Below are 12698 nucleotides of genomic sequence, written 5' to 3' on the forward strand. Positions count from 1 at the left end.
CTCACTCAGACCCGGAAAGGTCGAAACATGAGTACATCCACTGTGAACGAGACGGAGCGTCGCACCGAAGTGTGTTGGGCGCTGTGGGCGTTCGCCGACCAGGACACGGGGCTGGTGATGCGCGTCAGCGGCCGGTCATATGTTCTGTCCGGCACTGCAGATGAACGCCGCCAGGCGCTACGCTCCCTGTCCGAATCGGACTTCTACGCGGTCGAATGGAAGCGGGTCCCGGAGAGGTTCTCAGTTGTCGGGCCGGCCGGCAACACGATCCAGGGTGCGATCCTCGTCAGCCAACTGGACGACGCGGCGGCCGTGTTCGCCGAGGTGCTCGAGCAGATTTCACCACTTCCACCACAGCTGCGGTCGCTCCAGGGCCAGTATCAACCGTTTCGATTCAAAACACCCGATGACCCGCATTACCTCCTCACTGTCGTGGTCGAGTCCGAGGATGGCCGGCTGGTCGCCCAAATGACGAGCTGACATGCGCGGTTGAGGTAGGTATAGGTAAGCGGACGGAACGCACGTGGAGGGAGGGTGGATGGCCGGCAACTTCGACTTCTTACAAGGCGAATGGCCCCAGGTACACGCATCGGCGAAGAACGCCGAGCGGGATGCGCTGTTCGACAGCCGTTCCACCTGCTTCTACGCGCGGCGGACCGCAGAGGCGGCCGTCAAGTGGCTCTACACCGTCAATGGCCTGGACAAGCCGTACAAGGACGATCTGTCGGCCCGCATCCACGACCCGGCGTTCCAGGCGCTCGTGCCGGGCCCGGTGCAGACGAAACTGGACCTGATTCGGCGGGCCGGCAACCACGCCGTCCACGACGACCGCCCGATCGGGCAGGAATCCGGCATCCGCCTGCTTGAAGAACTGTTCCACGTTCTGTCGTGGCTGGCCCGCACCTACGCCACCCAGCCCGAATCTAAGCCGACACCAGGGCAGAAGCTCGACCGCGCCGCACTCCCGAAGCCGGGCGGCGGAGCTGCCGTCGCCAAAACGGTGGCCCAGCTGCAGAAACTCGGTGCCGAGCTCGAGGCCAAGGATGCCCAGCTCGAAGAAGCCGCCAATGTGCGCGCTGACCTCACCGAGCAGCTGCTGGCGCGCGACGAGCAACTCAAGGCGGCCGACGCCACCCATGCCAGCCTCGAGGAGCTGGTCGCCCAGCTGCGCGCCCAGGTCGCCGCCGCACACGCTGCGGCAGCCAAGCATGCCGACACCCACGACTACGACGAAGCTCGCACTCGCACCGACATCATCGACCTGTTGCTGCGGGAAGCCGGGTGGGATGTCGACGCCCCGCGGGTGCGGGAGTACCCGGTGACTGGGATGCCCGATGGAAAGAATGGTTTCGTCGACTATGTGCTGTGGGGCACCGACGGAAGGCCCCTGGCCGTGGTGGAAGCCAAACGCACCTCGAAGGATGCGACCGTCGGACAACACCAGGCCAAGCTCTACGCTGACTGCCTCGAGCAGATGCACGGCCAGCGTCCGATCATTTTCTACACCAACGGTTTCGATACCTGGCTGTGGGACGACGAGAACTACCCACCACGGGAGGTCGAGGGCTTCTACACCCGCGACGAGCTCGCCCTGGAGATCCAGCGCCGCACCACCCGCAAGAAACTCGCCGACGTCGACATCAACACAACGATCGTGGAACGCCCCTACCAGGCGAGGGCGATCCGCAACGTCACCGAAGGCTTCGAGATCAACCGCCAACGCGCCGCGTTGCTGGTGATGGCCACCGGATCCGGTAAGACCCGCACGGTGATCGCGCTTTCGGACATGCTGATGAGGGCTAACTGGGCCAAACGCATCCTGTTCCTAGCCGACCGCAAGGCTCTGGTGAAGCAGGCGGTCAACGCCTACAAGACTTTTCTGCCCGATACATCACCGGTCAATTTGCTTACCGAGAAGAACACCGACGGCCGCGTCTACGTGTCGACCTATCCGACGATGATGGGGCTGATCAACGAACTCGACAACGGCCGGCGCCGCTTCGGCCCCGGGCATTTCGATCTGGTCGTCATCGACGAAGCCCACCGATCCGTGTACCAAAAGTACCGGCGGATCTTCGAATACTTCGATTCCTACCTCCTCGGGCTGACCGCCACTCCCAAAGACGAAGTCGACTACAACACTTACCAGCTGTTCAACCTCGAAACCGGTGTCCCCACAGACGATTACAGCCTCGACGAAGCGATCAAAGACCGCTACCTCGTACCACCACGGGCCGTCACTGTGCCACTGGCCTTCCCACGCCAGGGCATCAAGTACGACGACCTGTCCGACGAGGAGAAGAAGCGCTGGGAAGGCGAGGACTGGGGCGAAGACCTCGACCCGGACGAGTACCCCGACGAAGTGTCCTCGGAAGCGGTCAACAAGTGGCTGTTCAACACCGACACCGTCGACAAAGCCCTCGAAGTGCTGATGACCCGGGGCCACCGCGTCGCCGGCGGCGACCGGCTCGGCAAGACCATCATTTTCGCCAAGAACCAGAAACACGCCGACTTCATCGCACAACGCTTCGACCGCAATTACCCGCAGTACAACGGCCAGTTCGCCGCCGTCGTCACCCACGCCGTGTCCCACGGCCAAGACCTGATCGACAAGTTCTCCCAACCGGATACGAGCCCGCACATCGCGATCTCCGTCGACATGCTCGACACCGGTATCGACGTCCCCGACGTCGTCAACCTGGTGTTCTTCAAACCCCTACGGTCCAAGACCAAGTTCTGGCAGATGGTCGGGCGCGGCACGCGCTTGCGCCCGGACCTGTACAGACCCGGGCAAGACAAGACCGACTTCTTCATCTTCGACCTCTGCGGCAACGTCGAGTTCTTCAATGCGCACCCGGCACCCGCCGAGGCACGCCTGCCGGCGTCACTGTCGGAGCGACTGTTCACCGTCCGCACCGACTTCGTCTGGGCGCTCGACCGAGCCCACACGAATGCGGAACTGCGCGAACAGGTCACCGACCTACTGCACACTCAGGTCGCCGGCATGAACCTCGACAACTTCCTCGTCCGACCGCGCCGGAAACAGGTTGAGGTCTACCGCAACCGCGCCGAATGGGAGTCGCTGACCGAACAGAAGGTCCGCGACATCGTCGACCACCTCGCTGACCTGCCCACCACCGTCCGAGACACCGACGAAATGGCCAAACGCTTCGACCTCATCGTCCTGCGCGGACAACTCGCCGTCATCGAAGCCGACAACACCACCCTCGAACGGCAAGAAGACAAAGTCCGCACCATCGCCGACGGACTCCTCGAACAACTCACCATCCCCAAGATCAAAGCCAAGGAAGAACTCCTGCGCGAGGTCGCCTCTGAGCCGTGGTGGGAAGACGTCAGCCCCGAGATGCTCGAAGACGCCCGCAGACAGCTCCGCTCCCTCGTCGGGCTCCTCGAGAAGACGAAGCAACCGGTCGTCTACACCGATCTGCAAGACACCTTCACCGGCGACGTCACTGAGGTCGGCATGCCACATATGGCGACTGGTACCGACAAGGAGCGCTTTAACGCCAAGATGCGCGACTACCTGCGACGGCAACCGGACAACCTCGCGCTGCAGAAGCTCAGGACCGGGAAGCTCTTGACCCAGGCCGACATCGACTCGCTCCAGGAGCTCCTGTCCCGAAGCGGTGCTGGCTCACCGGAGGAATTGCAACAGGCGATCGCCGACGCTCACGGCCTTGGACGCTTCATCCGATCGCTCGTAGGGCTGGATCGGGAGTCGGTCAACGAGGCGTTTGCCGAGTTAATCAACGACGTGAATGCGACTGCCGACCAGATCCACTTCATCGGTCTTGTCGTTGACTACCTCACTCGCAACGGCGCGATCGAGATCGCACATCTGTACGAACCGCCATTTACGGACAACGCCCCGCAAGGCCCAGACCAAGTCTTTCCCCCGCCCAGACTCGCGAGTCTCGTCCACATGATTCGAGCCATTGACGGTTCAGCGCACCCGCTGCCGGCGTGAAGGAGAAGATCGAAGTGTCAGTTGAGGATAAAGCAATCGAACTCGGCCGCATCCTTCGCCTGTTGGAAGCCGATGACGAAGTTGTCAGCGATCGCATTGCAGCGTTGAAGAACGCCGCAATAGAAGAATACCTGCAAATGATGCTAGGTGAGCGAGTATTTTCTCGTGGATCAGATATCAGGGAGTATCGGCTACTCTTGTTGATTCAGCACGGCTTTTGGAGTGCCGTGCCCGACGACATTGAAGTCAGTCGATTCTTCCAGACGACCATTTCAGAAAGTCGCTCCTTGGTGAGAGCCGTGCTTGCTAAATACCAATATCTGCTGCAGAGTAGAATGCGGGATCAGATTAAGGCGATGCTGGGCTCGTCTGGGATCGATACGGATAGTGGTGAGTACTATACCGTGGCGTTGAGATCGACCGCATTATTGCAGGAGATCGAGAAGCTCACCGCTTCATTTGCCGAGCCAGTACCAGCTATCCGGAAGAAGCCGGGATCTACGATTCTATACCTCGTGCATACCGACACAATGAAAGCTTTGAAGGTTGAACTGTCGAATAGCTAGAGGACTGGGAATGGGGGGCGAGTCATGAGCAGCGATCTCTTGACTGCAGCCTCGTTGTTGCTGGCTGCCATCGCCATGGTCTTTTCGGTCTGGTATCCCGAATTAAGCAAGACGTCATCAGGTGACGTCAATTTGACCGAGGCTAACGAGGTCCTTCACGTCCGTGCTTACCCACTAGTGATTGCTGCAGCGATAGCAATCGCCGTGTTGGCACCGCCTTTCGTCGATGTTGTTAGGGAGGCGTTCGATGCACTCAAGAACGGAGGATATGATTATGATGCAACCAAGGCAATATTCGCTGTTGTTTGGATGATCCTCCTGGGATTCGCGATTATTCTGACTCGCTTGGTCTGGCAGGTTCGAAGGACTACTCGCGCTCTGCGCGAAAAGCATGATGCAATTCTTGCCACGCAAGCTGAGATTAACGGCATGTAATCTCGATTCCCGTGGCAATGTAAGAGAATTTCCAGATTGATGGGTGCTGCTAGCGCCCTAGCGCTTCGGCCAGCATTTTTCGGTCATGCTTCGTTCCCGGCAAACTCCCTCCTGAATGCACAAGTATCTCGGATCGCAAGAATGTGAGGTCGAACTCTTTGCCTCGCGGAAAGGTTTGCACCAACCAGCTGAAATGTCCAGCCACCCGAAGCCAAAACGAGGCACCTTCTAAGTCACCTAGTCGTCGGAGTGAGTCCGACAGTCGCGCCGCAGCGACGTACATCCCGCGTGCGTGAAGAACTGAGTGAGACGTACGAAACTGGTGTTTGAGATTTTCATGGCCCGTGTCAGTATCGCCTTCAAGCAGTGCGGCCTCTGCGATCGCTCCGTATATGCTAGCGATTGCGATAGTGGCACCTGCGCTACCGTCGTGGCCGCCATCCGACGTGGCGAGCTGTCGAACTCTTGTATAGTCACCTGATTTGTTGAGAGCCGAATACAATCTGAACTTAACTTCGAGTTCATCCAAGTTATTCTCTGGCCGAAGGTCCTCCAAGACTGCTACCTCTTCTGCGGGAGTCCCATGCTGTCGTATGAATCTGACGAGGGACACACCAAAGCGTGTCGAATCCGAATCCGAAAGGTCCATTCGAGGGTATTCGAGGTAAAGAAGCTGGGAAGCTTGATCGGCGATCGTACTGGTAGTACCTGCATAAGCACTAAAGTCGGTTATTAGTCGCGCAATGTCCAACCGGAGATCTGATGTGCCGGCGGCGTCTCCGAGGTCGGTATAAACTCTTTCAAGATGGAAAAGAACTGAAAGATAGTGACCCGATAATATACTATCGGTTCGTGCGGATTGATGGAGTAGGAACTGAGTTGCTTGTACGGCGTTACTGGACGCCGCAATTTTGCTGTCTAGCGCTTTCATGCGTATTGCTCGATCCCGAGCCTGCTGAATAATAGCCACGTCCGAAAAGTCATATAAACCATGAGGAAAGCTTTGGTGACAACTCGCACATAGCGGAACGAGATTGTCTGAATGATCGGGCCCGCCCTTAGACCTGAAGACAATGTGATGAACATGAGTGTTTCGAGATCCGATATCGCGATGACATATGGCGCAGCACCCTTGAGTTGATTCGAGAGCTTCGCGCCGTGCGCGAGCTGGAATGCGACTCATCGTTCCAAGAGAGAGTGTCGTACGTAGGTGGAATCTAACTGGATTCCGCGACTCCGGAATAGGCGGTCCAAGTCGTGTGCGACGCGTTCGAGATACAAAAATGGCGAAGTAATCAGGCGGCTTTCGCCGACCTTCCGAGGTGGGTAAGGAATCTCCACATCGGTTATCAAGTAATCGTTCCACGCTGCAAGAAGTATTTGTTCCTGAGTGTAGGTATGGTCGGAGTCAATTTGAAGAGCGGCTATTTCCGGGCTGAATGCACGGAGGCCGGTTTGGCTGTCGGAAATTTCGAATCCAGCGAGATGAGATATTAATTCGCTAAGGTAGAGGTTCCACCAGTACTTGATGTCAGTCATGCCTTCGGGCTGACGATGAAGTCTATTGCCAAGTACGAGTCCACCACACCGAACATAGGTCTCAAGTATGCGGCGCACTGCCAACGCAGTGTGTTGTCCGTCCGCGTCGGCGTGAACGATTACGTCAGGGGCGAGTTGCAACGCGCGCTTCATGCCAGCGCGAAATGCCGCGGCCAGTCCTCGTGTTTGTGAGAGGGAGAGGACTTCTGCGCCGGCCGCACGTGCTGCAGAGGGAGTGGCATCGTCAGAGTGGTCGTCAACGACCACAATGTGCGCTGTCGTGGTCCTGGCGAGTTCAGCTCCAAGATCAGTGAGAACTTCGCCAATAGTTGCCGCTTCATTGCGTGCAGGGACTACTAGAACAGAGTGCATTCCTTTACGGTACCGGGTAGGCGTGTCGACGCCCGGCGGCAATGGATGCCAGTTCACAAGACTCACGGTGTTTACCGCTGTTCAATAAAGCCTCCCACCACGACGGGGGCTTCGTGTGCCTCTGCTATCGCACGTCAGTAGGCAACTGATCGTCACCTCCACGGTGGTGATCGAACCTGAGCTACCCCCGCGATGCGGGTCGCGAGGCCTTCGAGGCGTATGAAGTCGGACACTCGGACACTCAGTCTTCCGGGTAGCAGGCTCGCATCCTCGACCGTTCTCCCGTTTCGCTTGGCCCCATGCGTAGGCCTAGCCTAGCTAGCTAGACGTAAGCGATTCTGGGCTGATCCGTGGTTCTGGCCAGGGCGGGCTGGATTTGACCCTTCAACTGCGAATCCGCAGCCGTCGGCCTGTCGTGTGCCAAGGCGGCATTGTCCGTGTGCCAGGGGCCGTGTTCGCGTTCGCCCGGCCCGGATCAGCGGCTATTCCAAACATGCCCCACCCACCCGTACCAGCGGGTCCACCTCACGGCGAACGACCCACCTCACCGCAAGTGAAGTGGGTCGCCACGGATCCGATGATCGCCTCCAGAATCGCCTACCGATCTCCTAGCTGTAGAGCAAAGGCCGATGCAGGTCGAGGTAGACGACGTCGTCGCCCATCAGTCGCATTTCCTCCTCGTACAGAGACCGCAGGTCGTCGGGAATATCCAGCTTCTCGTGATCACGAGCCTCCGACTCGGAGGTGAAGTAGACCGCCTCGACGAATTCGTCCCCGCTCCCGCTGCACAACGTTCCGCCGATTATCTCGGGGCGGACTTCGTGCAAACGGTCGCCGGCTTGATCGAGCATTTCACGCATGCGGCCGATGTCGCGTGTGTGGCCCTCCATGATCTGGACGAACCCGGCATCGTCAGAGCCGCCGCCCATCCACTCGGTCACGTCCGGACAATCCATGAACGTCACTTCACCGTCGAAGCATTTCTCTGTCTCCGACCACCACGCACCCTGCTCCGGGCGCTCACTGTTGCGTCGTGCCGCGTCCTCGGACTCGAAGCGGGCCAGTGCGACGAAGGTGCCGTCGTCGCACGTTCCCGCGGTGGTTCCGAGGTAGCCGGTGGCACCCGGCCTCAGATCCCGATCCCAGCGATCAAGGCATTGCCGGAGCCCGTCCTGGTCGGAAACCTTTCCCTGAATGAGTTGGATGAACATTATGTGCCTCCTTGCGGATCACCCGCAGTGAGATCAATGGTGGTGGCCGACCCGTCGCAGGTCTCCGTCGTGAAGCGACGGCCCGTGGCCGCAGCCACTCCGTGATCAATCGTGCTCCGCGCGGCGAGGGGTGGCAAGGTCTGCACACAGTCGTCCCTTGCCAGGATCGGCACGCGTCGTCTGGGTGGAAGAAACCTCGTCGGCGATGACGCCGCCGCGCCGCGGCTTGTCATCCATCGGGATGAATGTGACCAGACCTGACTGTGCTACCAGGGAAGCTCCGCGATCCCGATGTGCTTCCGTAAAGCGTTTTCGATAACCTGCTGCCAGCATTGTCGGGGGTGCAGTACAGGGGAGTGCTGCGAGTCGGGGGGTGAGAACCATGGCATCTGGCTGGTTCGACGACGTTCCCGCATGGCCTGCCTCCGAACAGACACCCGCGAACGAGCTGGCACGGGCGCTCGTGACCGCCGGATTGGTGGGTGCGGTCCCGAGTCGCGGCAGCCATTCGCCGGAGCCGTCATGGGGAGACTCCACTCCGACCGCGTCGATTCCCGTCGTTACGGATCCGGAGGTATCTGAGCGGATCCCCACTCCGACCGAGGACGCCCCGCATCCACCCGACGCATCCCGTGAGGGTGCCGGCGACCCCTTCGAGCAGATGCTCGTACGAGCCGTCCCTCCGAAGCGCAGCAGCGGGTCGCCGCGCTTGTGGAAAGACCATCGCAGACCGATCCTCGGGGCCACGGTCGCGGTCGTTGTGTTGACAGTGGCGGCCGCGGTCACTGCGACGCAAGTCGGCGGTGGCGACTCTGCGCGGGAGACCACCACCCAGGCTGCAGGACCCACGTCGGCGACCATCTCGCCGACCCCGGCAGACGCCTGCTCGGCGATGGTCGATGGCGCAGTCACCACGGGCCACGGGCCGGGCGATCAGAAGTCGGGCGCCGGCGCGATTCTCGCCTTCAATTACGCCTATTACGTCGAGCGCTCCGCCGCCGCAGCGCGTTCCGTTGCGGCGCCCAATGCTGTCGCCACCGCGTCGGTTATGCAGCAGTACATCAACCAGCGGGCCCCCGGCACCGAACACTGCCTCTCGATCACCGACCTGGGGAAGGGAACCTATTCGGTGGTACTCACCGAGATCCCGCCCGGGCCCGATGCGGAGACGATCGTGTACCGCCAGCAGATCAAGACCATCGAATCGCGCGGCAAGTTCTGGATCGCCGCGATCACTTCCGAAGAGTAGCCACGGCCGACAGACCGGCTGCGTGCACGCAGCAACGATTTCATGTCCACGTGACCTGCACTGAGGTCACATCTGAAGGGGAGAGCAGTACATCATGAGTCAGCGGGGGACACGGAAACGTGTTGGCGGAGAGGGGCAGCGGCGCACGCCGCTGTTGATGACGGTCACATCGGCGGCATTGGCAGCGTCGATAGCGGCAGGAATGGGAGCCGGCCTTGCCCAGGCGGCGCCGGAACAGGGCGGAACCAGTCCGAGCGACACGGCACCACAGCAGGGTGGCACGACGCCCGGCCAGACCGCGCCGGAGCAGGGTGGCACGACCCCGACACCCGAAGTGGCCCCCGTGGCAGTTCCCGGGCCCGGTTCGCTGCCCGCGCCGCCGCAGGAAGCGCCGTATCAGCCGTACGTCGAGCCGAGCACGTACGAGGCCCCGACCTACGACGACGCCTATGACCCGGTTCCCGAGCAGCCGCTGACCGTGCCGAAACCGACGGCGCCGGTGCGCCCGATCGCGCCTCCGCCCGAGAAGATTCGTGTGGGCAATTTCATCACCGACATCCCGAAGGGCATGTCCGAGAGGGACGTCAACTCCCTTAACGCCTGGTCGGCGTACGGCGAGGCCAAGATCGCCCAAGGGCTGATCTCGGTGGGCGTGCCCGCCGATGAGGCGTCGCGGCAGGCGGCGTCGACGATCATCGGTGCTCTGACGGGTGGCACCGTCGGAGCGGTGACGTTGGGGATTCCGGCGGCGGTCGTGGGGGCGGCTGGTGGGGCGGTGATCGGTGCGGGAGTCGGCGCTGTTGCCGGAGGCATCTACAACGCGGTCGTCTTCCCCTATCTCATCGCTCCGAGTGCAGGCGGCATAATCGCCGCCGGCGCTGCGGCCGGCGCAGGCATCGGCCTGGCAGCCGGAGCGGCCATCGGCGCTGTCGGCGTCGGCGCGGCCGGTGCAACCGTGGGGGCCGCGATCGGCGGAACGGCCGGCGGCGCTCTTGCTTACGCGCTCGGTGCCGGCGACCCAGGTGCGAATCCGGCCGAGCCCTGGAAGCAACGGGATCCGAAGGCCCCCAAGGCCAGGCCCCTGCCCAACCCCGGCGCCAACCAGTTCGAGTTGAAGCTCTCGCCCGAGGATGCGCAAAACGCCGGGCTGCCGGCGGTCGACTATGTGGTCAACGCTCGCGGCGATGTTCACGCATCGGTTGCCGGGATGCACGTGAACTGGTCGGTGGAACAGGCCATGGCGCCGTACGGACTGTTGGGTGCAGGTGCGCGCGGCGCAGAGAACTCGGCACGGCAGGGCACCAAGCAACGCTCCACGCAGGCGCAGAGTGCGATCCCGGGGCTTCACGTCGCATGGCCACAGGAGAGCGCGCCGGCGCACTGATGAGTTGAATCGGGTCGCCCTACACTGACTGTGGCCCGGACGTCTGGGCCACAGTCAGCCTAGGTCGTGATACGACCCGACCGAGACAGAGTTCGAGAGTGACGATGAGCGAGGACGCCCAGGGACCAGGGGTTGCGATTGCGCCGCCGGACACCGCCGAGCGCAGCGTGGTGGTCTGCGGTACGGCCGGCGGTGTAGGCACATCGGTGGTGTCCGCGCTACTGGCCGAATATCGCGCAGGCACCACGCTCGGCGGAACGTCGTGGTGGGTCGACGCTGCCGGTAACGACGGTGACCTCCATCAGCGACTGCGGGCGACCGGTGACGAAGCGCTGCTGCGGACCGAGCTCGGCACAGGGCTCTTGCCGGCTCCCGATGCCTCCATCACCGATGTGGTGCTGCACAGTTGGCGCTTTGGTTCGGTCCCGGTGGTCGATGCCGGCGCCCGTCCGCTGACTGTGCTGCCGGAGTTGTGTTCGCCCGAGTTGAACAGCGTGACACCGGTTCTGGTCGTTGGGCCGCGTCCCGATCTGATCAATCGGTCCCGCGAGGTGTTCAGCGAGTGGGAGGCGGCAGGGGTGCTCAGCCGTACGGTGATGGTCATTTGTTGCCAGGTGCCGACTTTGAATCACCAGGCTCTGACGCAGATGCTCATCGATGTGGTAGCGGGCCGCGTTGCCGGTGTCGTCGGTCTCGAGTACGAGCCGGTGATCGGAGAGGGAACTGCGTTGGACAAAGCAGCGCAGCAACACTTTTCGTCACAGACATGGGCAGCGGTAAGAGACTTGTACTCAACAACATCAAGTCAACGTTCGCCGTAAAGCCATCGCAACATTCGGGGGAGTCAGTGGAGAAGTTCTGTCTATCACTGGTAATCATCGGCGAGCTTGGCCTTGCCCCTTCCGGGGAGCTGGAAGCGTTGCTGCCCAACCCTTGCCGCGACTGACCATATAGCGAAAACCTCGGAACCTTCGGTGACCATGACTTCTGCCGGGGCGTCATGCATGTCGGATTGGCAACAGCACCCGGGAAGCGAGGCGTGATCCGGCTGACGCTGCGGTCCGACGGGTTTGTCGGGAATGGTCCCGGGTGGAAGCGAAATCCGAAGTGCCGGGTACTGCTCATCGAGGCCAGTACAAGCGCTGCGAGCCCCTACAAGGAGACCTACATTCCAGCCACGTTCGGACACAAGGCCGGACAAACGGTAGTCCGGGATATTGCGACTGGATCGGGTCCGGTTAACATCGGTGCCTTGGTTCCGTAGCTAAACTGGCGCCTCGATACCCAGATGTGACTGGGCCTGTGAGCCGTGCTCTCAAATTCGACACAAGCATGTGACTGGCTCAAAAGCCAGCCGGATGGCTTTGTTCACCACCGATCTCACGGCACGATCAAGTAGACCGAATTCCCGAAGCTGACCCCGAGGCCGCCGAAAGCAAGATTGTGTAAACCGGAACCCGGGTGCAGCGTCAGCCTGACCGGCTGTCCGCCGTGCGGGCCGGCCGCGACAATTCGTCGCCAACTCGGAGCTGCGGACAGAAAGTCAACGACGGCACTCATGTTGATCTTGCACACCGGATGACGCCGCCACCCGGGACCGTCCCCCGTGAACGATCGCGGTGTATACGTAATGAATGCCTTGCCAGGTTGTTTGGGATCGACCTTGATCCCAACGTGAATCGCTCCTCGGCATCCGCTGTGTGCGCCGACCGCCCAGATATCATCGCTGTACTGGCTTATCCGCGGCGCCTCATACGGTCGCGCCTGCGCCGCGCCCACACCGTCAAGTGAAACAGACAGCACCGCAGCAGAAGCCGCGATCAACACCACGAAACGTCGGAACACGCGGGGCCTTTCGGATCGGTTGTCGGCACAGAACGCCTGATCTGTGTCATCGTAGCCAACCACACTCGAACTGCCGCAACCGCATCGGGCAGTGTCATTCATTCGAAGG

General features: G+C 61.2%; 12 protein-coding genes. 7 read left to right on the plus strand and 5 right to left on the minus strand.

The genetic code is table 11. The features are described 5' to 3' along the window. Positions 1 to 27: 27 nt before the first annotated feature. The 4 genes from AC4AMJ_RS24950 to AC4AMJ_RS24965 are packed head-to-tail and all read left to right on the plus strand — an operon-like array spanning position 28 to position 4989. Positions 28 to 480 (plus strand): hypothetical protein, encoded by a 453-nt coding sequence (locus tag AC4AMJ_RS24950; protein WP_489915397.1) that lies wholly within the window; start codon positions 28 to 30, stop codon positions 478 to 480. A 58-nt stretch (positions 481 to 538) separates the two neighbouring features. Beyond that, positions 539 to 3988: a DEAD/DEAH box helicase family protein gene (locus tag AC4AMJ_RS24955; protein ID WP_489915399.1), complete on the plus strand. Its 3450-nt coding sequence runs from the start codon at positions 539 to 541 to the stop codon at positions 3986 to 3988. Further along, positions 3985 to 4554: a hypothetical protein gene (locus AC4AMJ_RS24960; protein ID WP_489915401.1), complete on the plus strand. Its 570-nt coding sequence runs from the start codon at positions 3985 to 3987 to the stop codon at positions 4552 to 4554. The genes AC4AMJ_RS24955 and AC4AMJ_RS24960 overlap by 4 nt, the downstream gene beginning before the upstream one ends. Before the next feature lie 24 nt (positions 4555 to 4578). Then, a complete protein-coding gene (locus AC4AMJ_RS24965) occupies positions 4579 to 4989 on the plus strand; it encodes a hypothetical protein (RefSeq protein ID WP_489915403.1) in 411 nt (136 codons plus the stop codon). A 49-nt stretch (positions 4990 to 5038) separates the two neighbouring features. Here AC4AMJ_RS24965 and AC4AMJ_RS24970 read toward each other — a convergent pair whose 3' ends face one another. The 4 genes from AC4AMJ_RS24970 to AC4AMJ_RS24985 all read right to left on the minus strand — a co-directional run bounded on the left by AC4AMJ_RS24970 (position 5039) and on the right by AC4AMJ_RS24985 (position 8348). Beyond that, a complete protein-coding gene (locus tag AC4AMJ_RS24970; RefSeq protein ID WP_489915405.1) occupies positions 5039 to 6172 on the minus strand; it encodes an HNH endonuclease in 1134 nt (377 codons plus the stop codon). After that, a complete protein-coding gene (locus tag AC4AMJ_RS24975) occupies positions 6169 to 6900 on the minus strand; it encodes a glycosyltransferase family 2 protein (protein ID WP_489915407.1) in 732 nt (243 codons plus the stop codon). The genes AC4AMJ_RS24970 and AC4AMJ_RS24975 overlap by 4 nt, the downstream gene beginning before the upstream one ends. Before the next feature lie 608 nt (positions 6901 to 7508). Then, positions 7509 to 8111, minus strand: coding sequence for a hypothetical protein (locus AC4AMJ_RS24980; RefSeq protein ID WP_489898504.1), 603 nt, complete (start codon positions 8109 to 8111; stop codon positions 7509 to 7511). 105 nt (positions 8112 to 8216) lie between these two features. Beyond that, positions 8217 to 8348: a hypothetical protein gene (locus AC4AMJ_RS24985; RefSeq protein ID WP_489898503.1), complete on the minus strand. Its 132-nt coding sequence runs from the start codon at positions 8346 to 8348 to the stop codon at positions 8217 to 8219. A gap of 145 nt (positions 8349 to 8493) precedes the next feature. Between AC4AMJ_RS24985 and AC4AMJ_RS24990 the strand changes: the two genes are divergently transcribed. The 3 genes from AC4AMJ_RS24990 to AC4AMJ_RS25000 all read left to right on the plus strand — a co-directional run bounded on the left by AC4AMJ_RS24990 (position 8494) and on the right by AC4AMJ_RS25000 (position 11565). After that, positions 8494 to 9360 (plus strand): DUF8176 domain-containing protein, encoded by an 867-nt coding sequence (locus tag AC4AMJ_RS24990; RefSeq protein ID WP_489915409.1) that lies wholly within the window; start codon positions 8494 to 8496, stop codon positions 9358 to 9360. Between the two features lie 157 nt (positions 9361 to 9517). Next, positions 9518 to 10744, plus strand: a complete 1227-nt coding sequence (locus AC4AMJ_RS24995; RefSeq protein ID WP_489915411.1) for a hypothetical protein — start codon at positions 9518 to 9520, stop codon at positions 10742 to 10744. A gap of 104 nt (positions 10745 to 10848) precedes the next feature. Continuing rightward, a complete protein-coding gene (locus tag AC4AMJ_RS25000; protein WP_489918509.1) occupies positions 10849 to 11565 on the plus strand; it encodes a hypothetical protein in 717 nt (238 codons plus the stop codon). Positions 11566 to 12124: 559 nt separating this feature from the next. Here the strand turns inward: AC4AMJ_RS25000 and AC4AMJ_RS25005 are convergent. After that, the gene (locus AC4AMJ_RS25005) at positions 12125 to 12691 is read right to left on the minus strand and encodes a hypothetical protein (RefSeq protein WP_489915413.1); all 567 of its coding nucleotides are present in this window, start codon (positions 12689 to 12691) and stop codon (positions 12125 to 12127) included. Between the last annotated feature and the right edge of the window lie 7 nt (positions 12692 to 12698).

It is taken from the genome of Gordonia sp. LMA484, from assembly GCF_058129505.1.